This window comes from Variovorax sp. J22R115 (assembly GCF_030317005.1).
In the GTDB taxonomy this organism is placed as follows: Bacteria; Pseudomonadota; Gammaproteobacteria; order Burkholderiales; family Burkholderiaceae_C; genus Variovorax.
The window spans coordinates 88,920-109,523 of sequence record NZ_JASZYM010000021.1; the positions used below are offsets into that span (position 1 = coordinate 88,920).

General features: G+C 66.2%; 17 protein-coding genes and 1 pseudogene. 10 read left to right on the top strand and 8 right to left on the bottom strand.

The annotated features are described in order from the left end of the window. Positions 1-82 precede the first annotated feature (82 nt). Positions 83-340 carry a DUF1127 domain-containing protein gene (locus tag QTI04_RS29390; RefSeq protein WP_286618755.1) on the top strand — a complete coding sequence of 86 codons (258 nt, stop codon included), beginning with the start codon at positions 83-85 and terminating at the stop codon, positions 338-340. Here QTI04_RS29390 and treF read toward each other — a convergent pair. Genes treF through QTI04_RS29405 form a run of 3 tightly spaced genes read right to left on the bottom strand, consistent with a single transcriptional unit; the run spans position 258 to position 4,367 of the window. Further along, entirely contained in the window at positions 258-1,928 is a 1,671-nt protein-coding gene (gene treF / locus QTI04_RS29395; protein ID WP_286618756.1) for an alpha,alpha-trehalase TreF, read from the bottom strand. The genes QTI04_RS29390 and treF overlap by 83 nt on opposite strands. Next, positions 1,925-3,166, bottom strand: a complete 1,242-nt coding sequence (locus QTI04_RS29400; RefSeq protein ID WP_286618758.1) for a CaiB/BaiF CoA-transferase family protein — start codon at positions 3,164-3,166, stop codon at positions 1,925-1,927. The genes treF and QTI04_RS29400 overlap by 4 nt, the downstream gene beginning before the upstream one ends. A 1-nt stretch (position 3,167) precedes the next feature. After that, positions 3,168-4,367 carry an acyl-CoA dehydrogenase gene (locus QTI04_RS29405; RefSeq protein WP_286618759.1) on the bottom strand — a complete coding sequence of 400 codons (1,200 nt, stop codon included), beginning with the start codon at positions 4,365-4,367 and terminating at the stop codon, positions 3,168-3,170. Positions 4,368-4,544: 177 nt separating this feature from the next. Between QTI04_RS29405 and QTI04_RS29410 the strand changes: the two genes are divergently transcribed. Beyond that, on the top strand, positions 4,545-5,537 hold the full coding sequence (locus QTI04_RS29410) for a LysR substrate-binding domain-containing protein (RefSeq protein ID WP_286618760.1): 993 nt from the start codon (positions 4,545-4,547) through the stop codon (positions 5,535-5,537). Positions 5,538-5,640: 103 nt separating this feature from the next. Here the strand turns inward: QTI04_RS29410 and QTI04_RS29415 are convergent. Then, a pseudogene (locus tag QTI04_RS29415) lies at positions 5,641-6,159 on the bottom strand (TetR/AcrR family transcriptional regulator); the annotation flags it as partial. Positions 6,160-6,263: 104 nt separating this feature from the next. Here QTI04_RS29415 and QTI04_RS29420 point away from each other — a divergent pair. The 8 genes from QTI04_RS29420 to QTI04_RS29455 all read left to right on the top strand — a co-directional run bounded on the left by QTI04_RS29420 (position 6,264) and on the right by QTI04_RS29455 (position 15,392). Beyond that, positions 6,264-7,289: an HlyD family efflux transporter periplasmic adaptor subunit gene (locus QTI04_RS29420; RefSeq protein WP_286618761.1), complete on the top strand. Its 1,026-nt coding sequence runs from the start codon at positions 6,264-6,266 to the stop codon at positions 7,287-7,289. Further along, positions 7,289-9,070, top strand: a complete 1,782-nt coding sequence (locus QTI04_RS29425; protein WP_286618763.1) for an ATP-binding cassette domain-containing protein — start codon at positions 7,289-7,291, stop codon at positions 9,068-9,070. Before QTI04_RS29420 ends, QTI04_RS29425 begins: the two co-directional genes overlap by 1 nt. Beyond that, positions 9,067-10,221, top strand: a complete 1,155-nt coding sequence (locus QTI04_RS29430; protein WP_286618764.1) for an ABC transporter permease — start codon at positions 9,067-9,069, stop codon at positions 10,219-10,221. The genes QTI04_RS29425 and QTI04_RS29430 overlap by 4 nt, the downstream gene beginning before the upstream one ends. Positions 10,222-10,226: 5 nt before the next feature. Then, positions 10,227-11,357, top strand: coding sequence for an ABC transporter permease (locus QTI04_RS29435; protein ID WP_286618766.1), 1,131 nt, complete (start codon positions 10,227-10,229; stop codon positions 11,355-11,357). 24 nt (positions 11,358-11,381) lie between these two features. Continuing rightward, positions 11,382-12,893: an efflux transporter outer membrane subunit gene (locus QTI04_RS29440; RefSeq protein ID WP_286618767.1), complete on the top strand. Its 1,512-nt coding sequence runs from the start codon at positions 11,382-11,384 to the stop codon at positions 12,891-12,893. A 454-nt stretch (positions 12,894-13,347) separates the two neighbouring features. Further along, on the top strand, positions 13,348-13,797 hold the full coding sequence (locus tag QTI04_RS29445) for an Ohr family peroxiredoxin (RefSeq protein ID WP_286618769.1): 450 nt from the start codon (positions 13,348-13,350) through the stop codon (positions 13,795-13,797). Positions 13,798-13,976: 179 nt separating this feature from the next. Then, entirely contained in the window at positions 13,977-14,444 is a 468-nt protein-coding gene (locus tag QTI04_RS29450; protein ID WP_286604699.1) for a MarR family winged helix-turn-helix transcriptional regulator, read from the top strand. 216 nt (positions 14,445-14,660) lie between these two features. Further along, positions 14,661-15,392, top strand: coding sequence for an MBL fold metallo-hydrolase (locus QTI04_RS29455; RefSeq protein WP_286604698.1), 732 nt, complete (start codon positions 14,661-14,663; stop codon positions 15,390-15,392). A 16-nt stretch (positions 15,393-15,408) separates the two neighbouring features. Here QTI04_RS29455 and kdpC read toward each other — a convergent pair whose 3' ends face one another. The 4 genes from kdpC to kdpF form a co-directional block, all read right to left on the bottom strand. Beyond that, complete coding sequence (gene kdpC / locus QTI04_RS29460; RefSeq protein ID WP_286618771.1) at positions 15,409-15,987, bottom strand: potassium-transporting ATPase subunit KdpC; 579 nt, start codon at positions 15,985-15,987, stop codon at positions 15,409-15,411. Positions 15,988-15,998: 11 nt separating this feature from the next. Beyond that, positions 15,999-18,092: a potassium-transporting ATPase subunit KdpB gene (gene kdpB, locus QTI04_RS29465; protein WP_286604696.1), complete on the bottom strand. Its 2,094-nt coding sequence runs from the start codon at positions 18,090-18,092 to the stop codon at positions 15,999-16,001. Between the two features lie 110 nt (positions 18,093-18,202). Then, on the bottom strand, positions 18,203-20,005 hold the full coding sequence (gene kdpA, locus QTI04_RS29470) for a potassium-transporting ATPase subunit KdpA (protein WP_286618773.1): 1,803 nt from the start codon (positions 20,003-20,005) through the stop codon (positions 18,203-18,205). 1 nt (position 20,006) lies between these two features. After that, positions 20,007-20,105: a K(+)-transporting ATPase subunit F gene (gene kdpF, locus QTI04_RS29475; RefSeq protein ID WP_286604693.1), complete on the bottom strand. Its 99-nt coding sequence runs from the start codon at positions 20,103-20,105 to the stop codon at positions 20,007-20,009. Between the last annotated feature and the right edge of the window lie 499 nt (positions 20,106-20,604).

The window sequence follows — 20,604 nt, forward strand, 5'->3', positions numbered from 1 at the left end:
TTCTGATTGGTAGTTACAGAAATCTCAACTTCCACAATATCACGCGAGCTTGCACCATGGCATCCCATCCAAGGAGCCTCTCATGCCGTCGTCCAAGCCCGCCCTCTTTGCTGCCATCGTGGAGACGATTCGCAACGCACGCCGCGTCGGCCGGGATCAACGGCTGCTGCGTGCGATGAGCGAGCGCGAACTGCGCGACCTCGGGGTCGGCCGCAGCGAGATTCCCGGACTGATGTTGGCGAGCGGCTGCACGCAGGTCAGCGATGCTGCGGCGCCGCGGAGTGGGCCACGCAGCCATGCGCGGTGTGGCGCGGATGGAGGGCCAGCAGCGCGGCCGTGACGCCGTTGGTCCAGCCGAAGCCATCCTGCAGCGGGTATTCGCCCCCGCTGCCGCCTTCGGTGCCTTCGTTCTCCACGTGCCGCATGGCGTACTTCTCGACCAGCTTTCCCTCGCGCTCGTAGACGGCGGCCACGGTCGCGAGCCAGCGCCTGGCAATGGTCCCTGAGAGCGCGTCGTGGCCGTAGTCGGCCAGGCCGCGGACCGCCATCCATTGCATGGCGGCCCAGCCGTTGGGCTGGTCCCATTGCTGGTCGCCGCCGCATTCGGTGGTCGAGAGGCCGCCGTGCGCCAGCAACCTGCGCGACACGGTGTCCGCCAGCGCTTGCGCTTGCGCCGGTTCGGCGATGCCGACGAAGAGCGGCACGACGCAGGCGGCAGTCAGGCAATCGCGCAACTCGCCGCGGCGCCAGTCGTAGTCGAAGTACGCGTTGTGCTTCGGATCCCAGAAGTACTCGTTGATCGCGGCCTTGCGCGCGTCGGCACGCGCGGCGAACTCCTGCGCGGCGGTGGCATCGCCGGCCTGTTGCGCGAGCACGGCGATCTTCGACTCCAGCTTGTGGAGAAAGGCGTTGAGGTCCACCGGCAGGATGTCCGTGGTGCAGATGCTCGCCAGCGACGGGGCCGTGGCCGCGCGCACATGCGGCCGGTTTCGCCGCGTGCTGTGCGGCGGCGGCGATCGCAGCCAGCGCGTGCTGAAGTCCCAGCCCGATTCGCAGGCAGCGCGGATGTCGCGGTAGATCGAGGCCGCATCGCGCTGGCACGATTGCGCCGTCGTCACGTCTTCGAGCCAGGATTCCTCGCGCGGCGCGTCGCGCTCGTCCCAATAGCGATTGAGCAGGGCACCGCCGGGCAGGCGCACCACGCGCCGTGCGGCCTGTCCTTCGGCCAGCGTGTCGCTGCCATTCATCCAGAACGCGTGCTCCTTGCGAAGCTGGGGCAGGAAGTCGACTTCGGCCGCAACGCCATGCACTTGCGCGAGTTCGACCATCAGCGCGAACACCGGCGGCTGCGAACGGCTCAGGTAGTAGATGCGGGTGCCGTTCGGCACGTGGCCGTAGGTGTCGATGAGGTAGGCGAAGTTCTCCAGCATGCCGCGCATGAGTTGCGCATGGCCGTCGCCGCACAGGCCGAGCAGGGTGAAGTACGAGTCCCAGTAGTAGAGCTCGCGGAAGCGACCGCCCGGCACGATGTAGGCACGGGGCAGTTGCAGCAGCGAGGACTGAAGCGGATGAGCCTGCGGATGCCGCGTGAGCACGTTCCAGAGATCGGCGATGTGCGCGTCGATGGGCTGGCCGGGTACCGACACATACTCGGAAGGCGCGTGCTCGATCACCTCGAAATGCGCGTGCACGAAGGCGGCGAGATCGAAGCCGGGCTGCGACGACTGCGCGCGGTAGGCCGCGAGGATGTCCGCCGGCTCGATGCGCGGCGCGCAGTCGACGAAGCTCTTGCTGTCCGAGAAGACGTGGTTCGTCTGGACAGCGATGAAGAGCTCTTCGTAGCGGTCGGCCGGCGTGAGCGTGTCGGGTGCGGGCGCGGCGGCGGCGCGCGTCGAGCGCTGCGTGCCGGCCGTGCCCGCGTGGCTCACACCACGCCCGCCTCGCGCAACGCGGCGCGCCGTTTCTCGTCGATGCCCAGTTCGGCCAGCACCTCGTCCGTGTGCTGCCCCAATGCAGGCGGCGCGTGACGCAGAACCGGTGGCGTGGCCTGCAAACGCAACGGGCTCGCGACGCCGATGATCTGCTCGATGCCGTCGCCCGCATCGCGCGGCAGGCTCACGGCAAGCCCTCGCGCCTTGACCTGATCGTCATCGAAGGCCTGCGCGATGTCGTTGATCGGTCCGCAGGGCACGGCCTTGTCTTCGAGCAGCGCGATCCACTCCGCGGTGGTGCGGGTTCGGGTCACGACTTCCATCTGCGGCACCAATACTTCGCGATGCTTCACGCGCAGCGTGTTGGTGGCAAAGCGCGGATCGCTGGCCCAGTCCGCATGGCCGGCGGCTTCGCAGAAGCGGGCGAACTGGCCGTTGTTGCCGATGGCCAGCAGCATCGCGCCGTCCTTCGTGCGGAAGTCCTGGTAGGGCGCGAGGCTCGGATGGCTGTTGCCCTGGCGCTGTGGCGCCACGCCGGTGTTGAGGAAGGCGCTCGCCTGGTTGGCGAGGATCGCCATGCCGACGTCGAGGAGTGCCATGTCGATGTGCTGACCTTCGCCGGTGCGGTGCCGCACTTCGATCGCAGCGAGGATCGCGGTGCTTGCATAGACGCCGGTAAACAGGTCCGTCAGCGCCACGCCGACGCGCAGCGGTCCGCCGCCGGGGGCATCGTCGGGACGGCCGGTGATGCTCATCATGCCGCTGGTGGCCTGGATCATCAGGTCGTAGCCGGCGCGCGAGGCATGCGGTCCGTCATGACCGAAGCCGGTCACGCTGCAATAGATGAGGCGCGGGTTCGCCGCGCGCAGGGATTCGTGGTCGAGTCCGTGCTGCTTGAGCCCGCCGGTCTTGAAGTTCTCGACCAGGATGTCGCTCTGCGCGGCCATCTGCTTCAACAGAGCCTGCCCCTCGGCCGTGGCCATGTCGATGGTGACCGAGCGCTTGTTGCGATTGCAGGCGGTGAAGTAAGTCGCCTGGTTGGTGTCCCTGCCTTCGGCATCCTTCAGGAAGGGCGGGCCCCAGGTCCGCGTGTCGTCGCCGACGCCGGGGCGTTCGATCTTGACGACGTCCGCCCCAAGGTCCGCCAGGATCTGCGTGCACCACGGGCCCGCGAGCACGCGGGAGAGGTCCAGAACCTTGAGGCCCGCGAGGGCGCCTTCCTTCGGAGCCGCCATGTCAGTTGGCAAAGGCAGCGATGCCGGTTTGAGCGCGCCCAAGGATCAACGCGTGAATGTCGTGCGTGCCTTCGTAGGTGTTCACGACTTCGAGGTTGACCAGGTGGCGCGCCACGCCGAATTCGTCGCTGATGCCGTTGCCGCCCATCATGTCTCGGGCCAGGCGTGCGATGTCGAGCGCCTTGCCGCAGGAATTGCGCTTGAGCAGCGAGGTCACTTCGACCGAGGCGGTGCCCTCGTCCTTCATGCGGCCGAGGCGCAGGCAGCCCTGCAGACCCAGCGTGATCTCGGTCTGCATGTCGGCCAGCTTCTTCTGGATGAGCTGGTTGGCGGCGAGCGGGCGGCCGAATTGCTTGCGGTCCAGCGTGTACTGGCGAGCACGGTGCCAGCAGTCCTCGGCGGCGCCGAGCGCGCCCCATGAGATGCCGTAGCGGGCGCTGTTGAGGCAGGTGAACGGACCCTTGAGGCCCTGCACTTCGGGGAAAGCGTTCTCTTCCGAGCAGAACACGTTGTCCATGACGATCTCGCCGGTGATCGAGGCACGCAGCCCGACTTTGCCGTGGATCGCGGGCGCGCTCAGGCCCTTGGCGCCTTTTTCGAGCACGAAGCCGCGGATCGGACCGACGGCGCCGCTCTCGCTGACTTCCTTGGCCCACACGACGAACACGTCGGCGATCGGGCTGTTGCTGATCCACATCTTGGCGCCGGTGAGCGAGTAGCCGCCGGGCACCTTCTTGGCACGCGTGACCATGCTGCCGGGGTCGGAACCATGGTCGGGTTCGGTGAGGCCGAAGCAGCCGATCCATTCGCCGGTGGCGAGCTTGGGCAGGTACTTCTGCTTCTGCGCTTCGCTGCCGAATTCGTAGATGGGCACCATCACGAGCGAGCTTTGCACGCTGGCCATGGAGCGGTAGCCGGAATCGACGCGCTCGACTTCACGGGCGATCAGGCCGTAGCAGACGTAGTTGAGGCCGGGGCCGCCGTATTGCTCGGGGATGGTCGGGCCGAGGAGACCCAGCGCGCCCATCTCGCGGAAGATGGCCGGATCGGTTTCGCCGTTGCGGAAGCCATCGAGCACACGCGGTGCGAGGCGCTCCTGGCAGTAGGCGTTGGCGGCATCGCGCACCATGCGCTCGTCGTCGGTGAGCTGCTGGTCGAGGAGAAGGGGGTCGTCCCAATGAAATGCGGCGTGCTTGGCCATGTGATGTCTCCGAGGGTGTGGAAGTGCTGAGGTTGGGCGTGATCGTAAGCGCGCGGGGTGACGAGCGCAAACGACGATTCCACACCCAGTTATGCGTTTTACTCACATCAAGACATAATGTTGCGTCGTCACTCCATAGGCGGGCTTCGATCATCAACTATGTAGGCTCCGCATACCATGCGCCGCAAGATCCCTTCCACGCAGGCCTTGATCTGTTTCGAGGCCGCCGCCCGCCACGAGAGCTACACGCGCGCCGCGCAGGAACTGGCGCTGACGCAGAGCGCCGTGTCGCGCCAGATCACCGCCCTGGAAGATTTCCTCGGCATGGCGCTCTTCCGCCGAACCCGCCACGGCGTGGCGCTCACGCCGGCCGGCGCGGACTACGCCCGCCAGATCGCGCGGCAGCTCGACACCATGGAGCGCGACACGCTCGACGCCATGGCGCGGCAAGGCCAGGGCGGCTCGCTCCAGCTCGCGGCGGTGCCGACCTTCGCGACGCGCTGGCTGATCCCGAGGCTGCCGGATTTCGCGGCGAAGCACCCGGACATCACAGTGCACATCGAGACGAGGACGCGGCCTTTCCTGTTCAACGACACGACCTTCGACGCCGCGCTCTATGCCGGCACCGCTGCGCAGACGGCCAACTGGGCCGGCACGCAATCTACGGTGCTGCTCAATGAAGACGTAGTGCCGGTCTGCAGCCCCACCCTGCTCACCGGCCGAAAGCCGCTGTCACCCGCGGCGGTGACGCGGATGCCGCTGCTGCAGCAGAGCACGCGGCCCGACGGTTGGCGCCAGTGGTTCGACGCGCAGCGCGTGGATTCGGCGCGGGCCCACAGCGGACCACGCTACGAGCTGTTCTCGATGCTGGCGATTGCGGCTGCGCACGGGCTGGGCGTGGCCTTGATGCCGAGCATGTTGATCGAGGCGGAACTCGCGCGAGGTGAACTCGTGATTGCCTGCGACCGGCCGCTGCGCGGCGAGCGGAGCTACTACCTGGTGACGCCCGCGACCCACGACGAGCGCCCGGCACTCACGCTTTTTCGCGCTTGGTTGCTAGCGCAGGCGGGCGCGCCAGGCTCGTCTGCTTCTTCCCCGTCTTCTCAGCCTTCTTCTCAGGCCGCTGCGCGCTCGCCATCGCGTCCAGCCCCGCCATCACGTAGCGCATAAGTTCATCCGCCAGCCCATCGCTGTCGCGCGCGATGGCCGGTAGCAGCTTGGCCGGCACATCCTTCGGGACGATCATGATCGCCAGGCAAGGCAAGAGCGCGAAGATCAGCCCGCGCTGAACGGTGGGATGCTCCGGCGGTAGCCCCATTGCGCCGCTCACGAGGCCGAGCATGAATTGCGACTTGGGGCGCACCGCCTTCTCGATCAGTGCGGGCATCGCGGCCGAAGGCGTCATCACCTCGCGCAGTACCACGCGGAACCCCCACGGCGCGCCCGCGCGCGTCGCCAGCCGCACGAGTTGCGTTAGCACGGTGCGCAGCTTCAGCTTGGGGTCTTCGATGGCTTCCACCAGCTTCATCAGGTCGTCGAGCCCGATGACTTGCTGGTGCGCGGCGATGAGCACAGCCTCGTACAAACCGTCTCGGCTGCCGAAGTGGTAATTGACCGACGCCAGCGGCATGCCGGCGCGTTCGCAGATTTCCTTGCTGGTCGCTTCGGCGTAGCCGCGCTCGGCGAAGACCTGTCCCGCCGTCTCGATCAGCGTCAGCCGCGTGGCATCGCCGTCAGGGCGCGAGGCGCGCCTGGCGGGTGCGGTGGATCTCTTCTTCGCGGTCGCTGGCATCTGTTAACCCTGGAAACAAAGTGGCAGTTTGAATTTAAATTCAAATTCGATATCATCAGTCTACTTCATCGACAACGCATCGTCACCTCGACACGCAAGAGACCATGAACAAGAAGCCGATCATCCTGGGCGCCATCGTTCTCCTGGCGGGTGCCGCCTTCGCGGCGTGGTACTTCAACCGGCAACCCACCGACGCGCACAGCCTCGTGCTCTACGGCAACGTCGATCTACGGCAGGTATCCCTGGCCTTCAACGGCAGCGAGCGCATCGGCAAGCTCCACGTGCAGGAAGGCGACCGCGTGAAAGCCGGCCAGGTGCTCGGCGAACTCGACACGCGCACCCTGCAATTGCAAGCCGCACAGGCCGAGGCACAGATCGCCGTGCAGACGCAAGCGCTGCAGCGCCTGAAGAGTGGCAGCCGCCCGGAGGAAGTCGCGCAATCTCGCGCGCAGGTCGCCGCCGCCGCGGCGGATGCCGAACTGGCCCGCCAGCAACTGGAGCGCCTGCAATCCATCCGCCAGACCACGGTCGGCCGCGCTGTCAGCCAGCAGGACATCGATGCCGCGCAGGCGCGCCAGAAGGTGGCGCAGGCGCAACTCGAGAACGTGCGCAAGGCACAACAACTCGTCGTGACCGGGCCGCGCAAGGAAGACATCGCGCAGGCCCAGGCGCAACTCGATGTCGCGGTCGCGGCGCTCGCCGTGCTCAGGCACCAGTTGCAGGAAGCGCAGCTCAAGGCGCCCATCGATGCGGTGGTGCGCGCGCGGCTGATGGAACCGGGTGACATGGCGTCACCGCAGCGGCCGGTCTTCACGCTGGCGATCACCGATCCCAAGTGGGTGCGCGCCTACGTGACCGAAGGCGATCTCGGCCGCGTCAAGCCCGGCATGCCCGCGACGCTGAGCACCGACAGCCATCCGGGCCAGCCCTTGCAGGGCAAGGTCGGCTACATCTCCTCGGTCGCCGAGTTCACGCCCAAGACCGTGCAGACCGAGGAACTGCGCAGCAGCCTCGTCTACGAGATCCGCGTGCTCGCCGACGACCCCGAAGACCGGCTGCGCCTCGGCATGCCCGTGACGGTGCGGATCGCACTCGACGGCAACGCCGCGACAGCGGGGGGCAAGCCCTGATGGACCACCCCGCGCCGGCGCTCGCGGGCCGCGGCCTGCACAAGCGGTTCCAGGTCAAGGGTGCGGCGGACGTGGTTCGCGCGCTCGACGACGTGTCGCTCGAAGTGCCGTCCGGAACGCTCACCGCGCTGGTGGGCCCCGACGGCGCCGGCAAGACCACGCTGCTGCGCCTGGCCGCCGGCCTGATGCGCGCCGACGAGGGCTCGCTGGCGGTGCTGGGCATCGACGTCGCGAAAGACCCCCAGTCGGTGCAGGACCGCATCAGCTACATGCCGCAGCGCTTCGGCCTCTACGACGACCTGAGCGTGCAGGAGAACCTCGATCTCTACGCCGACCTGCACGGCGTGGGCAAGGCCGAGCGGCGCGAGCGCTACGCCCGCCTGATGGAGATGACCGACCTGGGCCGCTTCACGTCGCGGCCGGCCGGCAAACTCTCCGGCGGCATGAAGCAGAAGCTCGGCCTGGCCTGCACGCTGGTGCGCTCGCCCGCGCTGCTGCTGCTCGACGAGCCGACGGTCGGCGTCGATCCACTGTCGCGGCGCGAGTTGTGGGAGATCGTGCAACAGTTGGTCAACGACGAGCATCTGTCGGTGATCGTCAGCACGGCCTATCTGGACGAGGCCGAGCGTTGCGCGCAGGTCTTCGTGCTGCACGACGGCAAGCTGATCGCGCAAGGCGCGCCCGCCGGGATCCGAGACAACGCGACGAATCTCTGCTTCGTCACGACACCCCCCAAAGGCACCGCGCCGCGCACCTTGCAGGCACGGTTGCTGGACGCACCCGAGGCGATCATCGATGCGGTGCCGCAAGGCGGCGAGGTGCGCTTCATCCGGCGGCCCGATGCGGATGCCGCGGCCGTCACCGCCCTGCTCGACGGCGCGCCCTCCGAGCCGGTGTCGGCGCGGCTGGAGGACGGCTTCATGGTGCTGCTGCGCGCGAAGCAGTCTTCAGCAAAGGCGGCCGGTGTTCCATCTGAAGCCTCTGCGTCCGGCGACAACTCCGACGAGGTCGTCATCGAGGTGAAGGACCTCGTGCGCAAGTTCGGCGATTTCACCGCCGTCGCAAGCACCAGCTTCGACGTACGGCGCGGCGAGATCTTCGGCCTGCTCGGCCCCAATGGCGCCGGAAAGACCACCACCTTCCGAATGCTCTGCGGACTGCTGCCGGCCAGCAGCGGCTTCCTGCAGGTGGCCGGCGTCAACTTGCGCACCGCCCGCGCGCAGGCTCGCGCCCGCATCGGCTACGTCTCGCAGAAGTTCGGGCTCTACGGCAATCTCTCCGTCTCGGAGAACCTGCAGTTTTTCGGGGGCGCCTACGGCCTGCGCGGGCAGCGCCTTCGCGATCGCATGCAGACGGTGCTTCAGCAGTTCGACCTGCTCGGCCAGGAGAACGCCACCAGCGGCCAGTTGCCCGGCGGCTTCAAGCAACGCCTGGCGATGGCGACCGGCCTGCTCCACGAGCCGGAGATCCTCTTTCTCGACGAGCCCACCAGCGGCACCGATCCGCTCGCGCGGCGCGAGTTCTGGCGTCGAATCACCGCGCTGGCCGCAGCGGGCGTGACGGTCATCATCACCACGCACTTCATGGAAGAGGCGGAGTACTGCGACCGCATCGTGATCCAGGATGCAGGCAAGCTGCTCGCCATCGGCACGCCGCAGCAAGTCCGCGTGCAGGCCGGCAGCGCACCGGACAGCCGCCTCAGCATGGAGGAGGCCTTCATCGACATCGTCACGCAGGCGCGCGATGCCGCCCACGCACCCGCAACCGAGGCGGCCGCATGAGCGCGCCAGCGCAGGCCCCCGCGACGCACAGCCGCTTCTGGCCCCGGCTGATCGCGCTCACGCGCAAGGAGACGCGGCAACTCCTGCGCGACCCGAGCAGCCTGGCGATCGGCATCTTGCTGCCGATCATCCTGATCCTCATCTTCGGCTATGGCCTCTCGCTCGACGTGAAGAACGCGCCGATGGCCGTCGTCCTCGAAGACACCTCGCCCACCGCCGTGCAGGCCGTCTCGGGCCTGCAGCTCACGCCCTACATCTCGCCGGTGATGCTCACGTCGATGCGGGAGGCGGAGGTGCTCATGCACGAGCGCAAGGTGGACGGCATCGTGCGCGTGCCGGGCGACTTCTCGCGTCGGCTCGCGGCGGGCAATGCCAGCATCCAGGTGGTCGTGCACGGCGCGGACGCGAACAAGGCCGGCATCGTGCTGCGCTACGCGAGCGGCGCCCTCGCGCAGAACCCGTTGCGGATGGCCGACCAGGGCGCCGGCACCGCACCCGGCGTCGGCTCGGTCATCATCGAGCAGCGGCTGTGGTTCAACGGCGCCAACACCAGCACCTGGTATCTGGTGCCGGGGCTGATCGTGCTCATCATGACGCTGGTCGGCGCCTTTCTCACCGCGCTCGTGATGGCGCGCGAATGGGAGCGCGGCACGCTGGAGGCGCTGTTCGTCACGCCCGTGCGGCCGGTGGAGATCTTGCTGGCGAAGATCATTCCCTACTTCGGCATCGGCATGATCGGACTGCTGCTGTGCCTCGTCGCTGCGCGCTTCCTGTTCGAGGTGCCGATGTACGGATCGCTCGCCGTCATCGTCGTCAGCGCCATGCTCTACCTGCTGGTCGCGGTGGGCGTGGGGCTCGTCATCTCCTCCGTCACGCGCAACCAGTTCCTGGCGAGCCAGGTGGCGCTGATTTCGAGCTTCCTGCCGTCGCTGATGCTGTCGGGCTTTCTGTTCGACCTGCGCAACGTGCCGACCGTCGTTCGCGTCGTGGGGCAGGCGCTGCCGGCGACCTACTTCATGGAGCTGGTCCGCACTCTCTTCCTCGCGGGCAACGTGTGGCCGCTGATCTTCAGGAACTGCGCGATCCTGATGCTCTACGCGGTGGTGTTGCTCGGTGTCGCGCGCCTTGTCACCCGCAAAAGGCTGGACTGAAGATCATGAATGGCTCATTGCTCGACTTCGTGCGACGCGTTGCCCACCTCTGCCACAAGGAGCTGCTGGCGATCCTCAAGGATCCATCCAGCCGCGTCATCCTGATCGTGCCGGCGCTGATGCAGAGCCTGCTCTTCGGCTATGCCGCCACCTACGACCTGAGCCACGTCGACTACGCGCTGCTCGACCAGAGCCGCAGCGGAGCATCGACCGCGCTCATCGCCAAGCTCGACGGCACCGGCGTTTTCCACCGCGCCGCGACGCTCAGCTCACCGAACGAGATCGCGCCCATCGTCAATGCGCAGGACGCGCTGGTCGTGATCCAGATCGGGCCGCAGTTCGAGCGGCAGCTCAACGCGGGCGAGCAGGCGCCCATCCAGGTCATCGTCGATGCGCGCAACTCCAACACCGCGGGCTCGGCGGCGGGCTTCGTCAACTCCGTCGTGACCGCCTTCAACGACGAATGGCGCCAGAAGCACGGCGGCCTCAAGGCGCCCGTCTCGATCGAATCGCGCGCGTGGTTCAACCCCAATCTGGAGACGCGCTGGAATTTCATGCCCGGCATGATCGCCGCGCTCAGCATGATCCAGACCCTGTTGCTGACCGCACTCTCCGTGGCGCGCGAACGCGAGCAAGGCACCTTCGACCAGTTGCTCGTGACGCCGCTGTCGCCCACCGAGATCATGATCGGCAAGGCCATCCCGCCGGTGATGATCGGGCTGGTGCAATCCACGCTCGTGCTGCTCATCACGCTGCTGTGGTTCAGGGTGCCGATGGCGGGCTCCCTCGTCACCCTCTACATCGGGCTCTCGTTCTTCACCATCGCGAGCGTGGGCATCGGGCTCTCGATCTCGGCCGTTTCGGCGAACATGCAGCAGGCAATGCTCTACACCTTCGTGCTGATCATGCCGATGATGCTGCTGTCGGGCCTGACCACACCGGTGAGCAACATGCCGCGCGTACTGCAGATCGCCACCATGGCGAATCCGCTGCGCTTCGCCATCGACCTGGTGCAGCGCGTCTATCTCGAAGGGGTGGGACTGCTCACCGTCTGGCACAACCTCATTCCGCTTTTCATCATTGCGGCCATCACGCTGCCGCTCGCCGCCTGGCTCTTCCGCCACAGGCTCGTCTGAAGCCCCGCACCTGGAGGACATGACATGAAGACACCCTCGTTCCCACTCAACGCCATGGCCGCACTCGCGATGCTGGCGATCGCCACGCTGTCCGGTTGCGCTGTCGGCCCCGATTTCAGGCCCGAAGCGCCCGAGGCGCCCGCCAGCTTCTCCACATGGCACAGCGGCTCGCCGGAATTGATCGACCCGGAGCTCGCCAAACCGGCTGCCTCAGCACCACCGCAGAGCTGGTCGATGTTCGGCGACCCGGTACTCGACGCGCTGGAGGCCAAGGCGCTCGCCGCCAACCAGGACCTGCAGACCGCTGCCCTGCGCTTCGCCCAGAGCCGCGCGCAGCTCGCGGTGGTCAATTCGCAGAAGAGCGTCCAGGTCAACGCCAGCGCCGGGGCGATGCGGCTGCGAGAGAGCGAGGACGGCGAGATGACGCGACTGCTCGGCGCGCTGAACCCGGCCAACCGCGACGAGTTGATCCGGGTGCTGAGCGATCCGCACAACTTCTATCAGGCCGGCTTCGATGCCTCGTGGGAAATCGACCTCTGGGGCCGCGTGCGCCGCTCCGTCGAAGCCGCCGATGCCAACGTCGCCGCATCGAAGGCGATGCTCGCGCAAGTGCAGCTCAGCGTGCAGGCCGAAGTGGCACGGCACTACTTCGACCTGCGCGCGGTGCAGCGCCAGATCCGGCTCACGCGGCAAGACATTGCGGCGGCCGAAGAGACGCTGGAACTGGTCAAGGCCCGCGCCGACGGCGGACTCACCACCGACCTCGACGTCACGCGGCAGAACGCGCAGGCCGCCGATCTCCGTGCGCGCCTGCCGCAACTGCTGGCGCAAGAGGCGCAGGCCATCAACCAGCTCACCCTGCTCGTCGCCGAGCGACCCGGTGCGCTCCAGGCGCAACTCGCGCCGCTGCCCGACACGGCGGCGACGGCGCCGTTGCCCGATCTGTCGCTGGGCCTGCCTTCGGAAGTGGCATTGCGCCGCCCCGACATCCAGATGGCGCAGGCGCGACTGCACGAGGCCACCGCGACCATCGGCGTGGCAGTGGCCGACCTGTATCCGCGCATCACGCTGGGCGCGAACTTCGGCTTCGAGTCGGTGAACAGCAGCAGCTTCGGCGACTGGGGCAGCCGCACGTGGGCCATCGGGCCCAGCCTGCAACTGCCCATCTTCGACGGCGGTCGCCGCCGCTCGACCGTGACCCTGCGCGAACTGCAGCAACAGGAAGCCGCGGTCGCCTACCAGCAGACCGTGCTGAAAGCATGGCATGAGATCGACGACGCACTGAACGTCTACACGGCGGAACGGCGCCGCAACGCGCAACTGGCGGTGAGGGAGCGCAGCAGCCGCGAGTCGCTGCAACTGGCGCAGGTGCGCTACGAGCACGGGCTCACCGACTTTCTGGTGCAGCTCGATGCGCAGCGGACGTGGCTGCAGGCGCAGAGGGATTACGCGGAGAGCACGAGCCGGTTGGCGATGGGGCTGGTGGCTGTGTCGAAGGCGTTGGGTGGTGCGGGGGATGTTGCGGGGAGGTCCTGACGTCGGCCGGGACAACATGGGAGCGGCCGGCTGGTCACCCAGGACATGCTCCGCGGTCGCGTTCTCTTCGTTACAAACTGCCCGGCTTCGGTCGCTTGACATTGATGCGTCGCAAGCTATGATTCCGCCATCGCATACGATTCAATCGCATACGATAACAACTCAACCGATCCAGGAGACAAATGAAGACCTTGCCAGCCAATCGGATTGTATGTATCGCATACGATTAACACGCATACGATAGCAATCGAAGCAACATCCAAACCATCGAAGGAAACTGAAATGAAGAGCTCCAACTACATCGCTACCGCCGCTGCCTCGCTTCTGGCCGCGTTCGGCGTTCTCGTGGGCGCCAGTGTGAGTGCGTCATATATATCGCACACGATGTAATCGCATCAGATTTGCAATCCTCCGTTCACCCTATCCCCCAACCGCAACCTTAAGGATCCATCCCATGAGCAAGATCGAAAAAGTCCTGATGACAGGCAAGACGACCACCACGGTCAACAACACTGCCGGCGCTTCGCGCGGCCATTACGACAGTCTCAACATCCAGCTCTCGTCGCCCGGAGCCAAGCCCGCACACGTGTTCTCGGCCATCCAGCCGCACCCCACCGCGGAACAGCTGTTCGCGGGTGCCTGGTCCGCCTGCTACACCGCTGCGATCGGGCTCGTGGCCAGGGAGAAGAAGGTGGTGCTTCCGCCAGATCTGTCCGTCGAGATCGAGGTCGACCTGGGCCAGACCGGCCAGGCTTACTTCATCCAGGCCCGGTTCCATGTCCGCTTGCCGGGCGTGGCGCAGGAAGTCGCCGAGGCCATTGCACACGGCGCGCACGACATCTGCCCGTATTCGAAGGCCACCCGGGGCAACATCGACGTGGCGCTGAACGTCCTCACGTCGTGATGCACCATGCGGCACTCGCGGTGATCGAGGACTGATTTCCATCCCCGGCCCTGGTCCGAAGAAGCCCGCAGTTGTGTCTGCGGGCTTCTTTCGCGACTGTTGGATACCTTGCGATGAGATCGCATACGATCCACAATTCAATTCTTCCGAGACATTCGTCTCTTGACAAAAGGATGCAAATGAAATCGACAGACAAGGCGGACTCCGAGGATCTGAGGCTCTCCGATTTCCTGTGTTTTGCGGTCTATTCTGCGAACCTGGCCTTCGGCAAGACATACAAGCCTGTCCTCGACCAGCTCGGGCTTACCTATACGCAATACATCACCATCATTGCGCTATGGGAGGAAGACAATCAGACGGTCGGCGGCCTTGGCGAAAAGCTGTTTCTCGAATCGAACACCCTCACGCCGATGCTGAAGAAGCTGGAGGCGATGGGCTATCTGGAGAGGCAGCGTGACCCCGAGGACGAGCGCCAGGTGCGAGTCAAGCTGACGAAGGCCGGTCGGCGACTGCGCGAGAAGCGCATGGAATTGGGCATCAAGGATGCACCGGGCCTCGCCCCGGACGAATTCGCTCGGATGCAAAAGGCGATCGTGTCGCTGCGCAACAATCTCATCGAGTTTCAGTCGGCTGGTCCAGAGGAATAAGCGTCAGTCGTCCTCGCGAACGTCCGGCGCTTCAGCTGACCAGCGCGAGGTCAGATGACAATTATTCTTGTTTGAACATCTACCGCGTCGTGAGCGGAAGGCTGTGAATTTGCGGCTTCAGGTTCGCGCCCCTGGCGCCGGACTGCCGAATCGGAGTACCGTGACGCCCCCGGGCGACGCATCCGGTCGTCGCTCCCAACGCAGAGGAGACGCGCAATGGTCACGAATTCACAGTCGGGCACCAACGTACAGGAAATCGGGACGGGCATCTTCCGCATCAACACGCCCGCGCCGTTGCCCGACGGCAACCTGTTCAGCTTCAACCAGTACCTCGTGGTCGACGACGAGCCGTTGTTGTTTCACTCCGGGCTGCGCCAGCTCTTTCCATTGGTGAGCGAAGCCATCGCGAGCGTGATGCCCCTCGAGCGCCTGCGCTACGTTGCGTTCTCCCATGTCGAGGCCGACGAGTGCGGCGCCATCAACCTGTTCCTGGCGGCAGCGCCGCAGGCAGTGCCGGTGTGCAGCAGTGTCGCGGCCATGGTCTCGATGGGCGATCTGGCCGACCGCCCGCCGCGCGCGCTTGCCGACGGCGAGGAACTTGAGCTCGGCCACCATACGATGCGCTGGTTCGACACTCCCCATCTTCCACATGGCTGGGAATGTGGGCTGATGATGGACACGCGCACGCACACATTCTTCTGTGGCGACCTCTTCACGCAGCCGGGCAACGGCGAGAAGGCGCTCACCGATACCGACATCCTGGGCCCGAGCGAGGCGTTTCGACACCAAATGGACTACTACGCGCATGCACCGCACACGGCTGCATTGCTGGCCGGCCTTGCGCAGCAGCAACCCCGCACGCTCGCATGCATGCACGGCAGCGCATGGCAGGGCGACGGCGCATCATTGTTGCGCCAGCTTTCGGAGGCATTGTCGGAGGCGCATTGAGCCAGGGCGCGCAGCCTCAGGGAGACGGTTGCGCGTCGAGCGCAAGGTTGAGCGCCAGCACGTTGACCCGCGCCCCGCCGAGCAGGCCCCAGAGTGGCGCATCGGTGTGGTGATCGATCAAGTTCTCGACCTGTCCGATCGGGAGGTTGCGCAGACGCGCCACGCGCGCCGCCTGGTAGTGCGCGGCCGCCGGGCTGATGTCCGGGTCGAGTCCGCTGGCCGAGGTCGTCACGAGATCGACCGGCACGGGCACGGTATTGCCCGGATCCGCCGCACGCAGGGCTTCGATCCGGCTCTTGACCGCATCGGCCAGCGCCGGATTCAGCGGCCCCTGGTTGGCGCCACCCGACGCACCGCCGTTGTAGGGCATGGGCGCCGTGGCCGAGGGACGGCCCCAGAAGTGCTTCGGATCGCTGAAGTTCTGACCGATGAGCGTGGAGCCAACGGTCATGCCGTCGCGCACGACCAGGCTGCCAGCGGCTTGCGCCGGGAACACGGCCTGCGCAACACCCGTCACTGCCAACGGATAGACGATGCCCGTGAGCGCGCTGAGCAGTACGAAGAGCACGAGGGCGGGACGAAGAATGTTTTTCATGGTGAAGGTTCTCAGACCAGACCGACTGCCACGAGCAGCCAGTCAATCAACTTGATGCCGACAAAAGGCACGATGAGGCCGCCGAGGCCGTAGATCGCGAGATTGCGGCGCAGCAGCGAGGCAGCACCGACGGGCCTGTAGCGCACGCCCTTCAGGGCAAGCGGGATCAGGAACACGATGATCAGCGCATTGAAGATCACCGCCGACAGGATGGCCGACGACGGGCTCGACAGCCGCATGACGTTGAGTGCGCCGAGCTGCGGATAGGTCGAGATGAAGATCGCAGGAATGATCGCGAAGTACTTCGCCACGTCGTTCGCGATCGAGAAGGTGGTGAGCGAGCCGCGCGTCATCAGGAGCGCCTTGCCGGTCTCGACCACTTCGAGCAGCTTGGTCGGGTTCGAGTCGAGGTCGACCATGTTGCCGGCCTCCTTCGCGGCCTGCGTGCCGCTGCCCATCGCGACGGCCACGTCCGCCTGCGCCAGTGCGGGTGCGTCGTTGGTGCCGTCGCCGGTCATCGCGACGAGGCGGCCGTCGGCCTGGTAGCGGCGTATCAGCGCGAGCTTGTCCTCCGGCGTGGCTTCGGCGAGGAAGTCGTCCACGCCGGCCTCGGCCGCAATGGCAGCGGCCGTGAGCTTGTTGTCGCCGGTGATCATCACGGTCTTGATACCCATGCGGCGCAGCTCGGCGAAGCGCTCCTTGATGTCGGTCTTGACGATGTCCTTGAGCTCGACGATGCCCAGCACACGCTGCCCCTCGGCCACCGCCAGCGGCGTGCTGCCGCGACGCGCCACCGCATCGGCGGCATGCAGGACTTCGGCCGGCATCGCACCGCCGATGGCTTCCACGTGCCGACGTACCGCGTCGACAGCGCCCTTGCGCAGCGCGATCGCTTCGGCGTCGAGACTGTTGGGCGCCGGCGGCAGGTTGATGCCGCTCATGCGGGTCTGCGCCGTGAAGGGCACAAAGTGGGCATCTGCTACGCCCTTGTCATCCGTGCCGCCGCGGCGGGCCAGCTCGACGATGCTGCGGCCTTCCGGCGTTTCATCGGGCAGCGACGCCAGTAGCGCGGCGCGCGCGAGGCGCTCCTGAGGAACGCCTGGCGCCGCGAGGAAGGCGCTGGCCTGGCGATTGCCATGCGTGATGGTGCCGGTCTTGTCGAGCAGCAGCACATCGACGTCGCCCGCGGCCTCGACCGCGCGGCCCGAGGTCGCGATCACGTTGGCCTGCATCATGCGGCTCATGCCGGCCACTCCGACCGCCGACAGCAGGCCGCCGATGGTGGTCGGGATCAGGCACACGAGCAGCGCGACCAGTGCGGTCAGCGACACCACCGTGCCCGTGCCCGCCGCGCCGACGCTGAACACCGAGTACGGCAGCAGCGTCGCGGTGACGACCAGGAACACCAGCGTCAGCGCCACCAGCAGGATCGTCAGCGCGATCTCGTTCGGCGTCTTCTGGCGCTTGGCCGCTTCGACCATGCCGATCATGCGATCGAGGAAGGATTCGCCCGGATTGACCGTGATGCGCACGACCAGCCAGTCCGACAGCACCCGCGTGCCGCCTGTGACGGCCGAGAAGTCGCCACCCGATTCGCGCACCACGGGCGCGGATTCGCCGGTGATGGCGCTCTCGTCGACCGAGGCCACGCCTTCGATCACTTCGCCGTCGAGCGGAATGACGTCGTGCGCCTCGACCAGCACGACGTCGCCGCGGCGCAGTTCCGGCGCCTGCAGCGGCAACCACTTGCCGCCGTGGAAGGGCTCGACCATCTTCTTGGCCCAGGTGTCCTTGCGCAGTCCGCGCAGCGAGGCCGCCTGCGCCTTGCTGCGGCCTTCGGCCAGCGCCTCGGCGAAGTTGGCGAAGAGCACGGTGAACCACAACCAGATCGAGACCGCGAGCACGAAGGCGGTTGGCATGCCTGTGTCGCCCGGGAAGCTGATCGAGTGCACCCACAACGCGGTCGTGAGGATGCTGCCGATGTAGACGATGAACATCACCGGATTGCGCCACTGCACGCGCGGGCTCAGCTTGGTGACCGACGCCCACAGCGCGGGGCGCAGCAGCGCTGCATCAAACAGTGACAGGGAAGTTTTAGTTTGCATCTCAATACCTTTCAGAAACACCGTGGAACCGGCTCCGCCGGCCCGCCGGTGTAGCCCCCTGCGAGGGGGTTGGCGAAGCGACACGAAGTGCGCGCAGCCTGGAGGTGTGCCTATTTCCAGAGCATCAGGTGTTCGACCACGGGCCCCAGGGCCAGCGCGGGCACATAGTTGAGCAAGCCCACCAGCAGCACGGTGCCGATCAGCAGGGTCACGAACAACGGGCCGTGCGTCGGCATCGTTCCCGCAGTGACCGGAATGCGCTTCTTGGCGGCGAGTGCGCCGGCGATGGCGAGCACCGGCACGATCACGCCGAAGCGGCCGAACCACATGGCGATGGCGAGCCACGCGTTGTAGAAGGGTGTGTTGGCCGACAGGCCGGCGAAGGCGCTGCCGTTGTTATTGCCGGCCGAGGTGAACGCGTAGAGGATTTCCGAGAATCCATGTGCCCCCGGATTGGCGATGCCCGCCTTGCCCGCGTCCGCGATCACGGCGATGGCCGTGCCCGCCAGCACCAGGATGGGCGTGACCAGGATCGCGATCGATGTCAGCTTCATCTCGTGGACTTCGATCTTCTTGCCGAGGTACTCCGGCGTGCGACCGATCATCAGCCCCGCGATGAAGACCGCGAGGATCGCGAAGATCAGCATGCTGTAGAGCCCCGTACCGACCCCGCCGAAGACGACTTCGCCGAGCTGCATCAACACCAGCGGCACCATGCCACCGAGCGGCGTGAAAGCGTCGTGCATCGCGTTGACGGCGCCGCAGGACGCGGCCGTCGTGACCGCCGCGAACAGGCTCGACGCGGCGATGCCGAAGCGCACTTCCTTGCCTTCCATGTTGCCGCCGGCCTGCATCGCGCTGGATGCCTGGTCCACGCCCAGTGCGCCGATCAGGGGGTTGCCGGCCTGCTCCGCGGGAATGACCACAACGACCGCGGCCACGAAGAGCACCGTCATCGCGGCCAGCACCGCCCAGCCCTGGCGCAGATCGCCGACCACGCGGCCGAAGGCGAAGCACAAGGCGGCCGGAATCAGGAAGATCGCCAGCATCTGTGCGAAGTTGGTGAGAGCGGTGGGGTTCTCGTAGGGATGCGCCGAGTTGGCGTTGAAGAAGCCGCCGCCATTGGTGCCGAGCATCTTGATCGCCTCCTGCGAGGCGACGGGGCCCATGGCCAGCGTCTGCATCGTCGTGGTCGCGTCCTCCAGCGGTGGGTTGCCGGATGCATCCTTGATCGGCTGGCCCGCTGCGTCGAGCTTCGGCTGTTGGTAGGCCGTGGCCTCCACGGTGGTCACGGTCTTGTAGGCGTCGAGGTTCTGGATCACGCCCTGGCTCGCGAAGAAGATCGCGATCACGAAGGAGATCGGCAGCAGCAGCCACGCGGTGATGCGCGTGACGTCGACCCAGAAGTTGCCGACGAGTCCCTTGCCGTCCGTGCTGCGCGCCGCGAAGCCGCGCGCCAGCGCGAACGCGACCGCGATGCCGGTCGCGCCGGACAGGAAGTTCTGCACCGTGAGCCCGAGCATCTGCGTGAGATAGCTCATCGTCGATTCGCCGGCATAGCCCTGCCAGTTGGTGTTGGAGACGAAGCTCACAGCAGTGTTGAAAGCCGAATCCGGTGACACCGCCGACATGCCCGCGGGGTTGAGCGGCAGCAGCGATTGCAGCCGCTGCAGGCCGTAGACGGCCAACGCGCCGATCGCGTTGAATGCGAGCAGTGCCAGGGCATAGCTGCGCCAGTGCATTGGGCTGTCCGGTGATGCGCCCGCGAGCTTGAAGATGGGCGATTCGACACGCTGCATCCAGCGCGGCAGGCGCCCTTCGCACAGGACGGCGAGGTACCGGCCAAGCGGCCAGGCCATGAGGCCCAGCACAACGAGGAAGAGGGCCAGCAGGCCCCAGGCAGAGGCGCTCATTTCAGAACTCCTCCGCGCAGATCAGCGCGAACACAAGGTAAGCGAACAGGATCACGGCGATGAGCCCGCCGAACCCGTAGAGGATTTCGAGGCCGATCACGAACGCTCTCCCTGGGGTGTGGCGAGCTTGAAGAGCCCGACCACCATTCCGGCCATGACGACCCACATCGCCGCCAAGCCAGCAATCCACACGATGTCCATTCTTCACTCCTGCAAAAGCAATCCTGAAAGTCTCCGCGCGGCTGCGTAAAAACAGGGGATAGAGTGAAGTGAGAGGCGTAAAGAAGTCGTAAATGCCCAGCTGCCGACGCCAAAGAAAAGGCATTTGCCTTGTGCTTCAGTCGACTGCGAAGAGATCGATTCTTTATGCGCGGCCGTCGGATTTTTGCGTGCTCTTTACGAGCGCAACCATACGCTCTCGCCTCCTCCCATCGCTCTTCAAACATGAAACACGCATTTGAAAGAAAACTGATCGCGGCGTCTCTGATCGCCATGCCGATGCTCGCTGGCGCGCAGACTGCCGAGCCGCCGAACCTCACGGGCAACGTGGCGCTGACCACCAATTACAAGTTCCGTGGCCAGGATCAGGACGTGATCGG

Bases quoted from the DNA above. Each gene is read 5' to 3' on its own strand.
- QTI04_RS29390 (WP_286618755.1), top strand. From the start codon at position 83: ATGCCGTCGTCCAAGCCCGCCCTCTTTGCTGCCATCGTGGAGACGATT.
- QTI04_RS29400 (WP_286618758.1), bottom strand. From the start codon at position 3,166: ATGGCGGCTCCGAAGGAAGGCGCCCTCGCGGGCCTCAAGGTTCTGGAC.
- QTI04_RS29405 (WP_286618759.1), bottom strand. From the start codon at position 4,367: ATGGCCAAGCACGCCGCATTTCATTGGGACGACCCCCTTCTCCTCGAC.
- QTI04_RS29410 (WP_286618760.1), top strand. From the start codon at position 4,545: ATGCGCCGCAAGATCCCTTCCACGCAGGCCTTGATCTGTTTCGAGGCC.
- QTI04_RS29420 (WP_286618761.1), top strand. From the start codon at position 6,264: ATGAACAAGAAGCCGATCATCCTGGGCGCCATCGTTCTCCTGGCGGGT.
- QTI04_RS29425 (WP_286618763.1), top strand. From the start codon at position 7,289: ATGGACCACCCCGCGCCGGCGCTCGCGGGCCGCGGCCTGCACAAGCGG.
- QTI04_RS29430 (WP_286618764.1), top strand. From the start codon at position 9,067: ATGAGCGCGCCAGCGCAGGCCCCCGCGACGCACAGCCGCTTCTGGCCC.
- QTI04_RS29435 (WP_286618766.1), top strand. From the start codon at position 10,227: ATGAATGGCTCATTGCTCGACTTCGTGCGACGCGTTGCCCACCTCTGC.
- QTI04_RS29440 (WP_286618767.1), top strand. From the start codon at position 11,382: ATGAAGACACCCTCGTTCCCACTCAACGCCATGGCCGCACTCGCGATG.
- QTI04_RS29445 (WP_286618769.1), top strand. From the start codon at position 13,348: ATGAGCAAGATCGAAAAAGTCCTGATGACAGGCAAGACGACCACCACG.
- QTI04_RS29450 (WP_286604699.1), top strand. From the start codon at position 13,977: ATGAAATCGACAGACAAGGCGGACTCCGAGGATCTGAGGCTCTCCGAT.
- QTI04_RS29455 (WP_286604698.1), top strand. From the start codon at position 14,661: ATGGTCACGAATTCACAGTCGGGCACCAACGTACAGGAAATCGGGACG.
- kdpC (WP_286618771.1), bottom strand. From the start codon at position 15,987: ATGAAAAACATTCTTCGTCCCGCCCTCGTGCTCTTCGTACTGCTCAGC.
- kdpB (WP_286604696.1), bottom strand. From the start codon at position 18,092: ATGCAAACTAAAACTTCCCTGTCACTGTTTGATGCAGCGCTGCTGCGC.
- kdpA (WP_286618773.1), bottom strand. From the start codon at position 20,005: ATGAGCGCCTCTGCCTGGGGCCTGCTGGCCCTCTTCCTCGTTGTGCTG.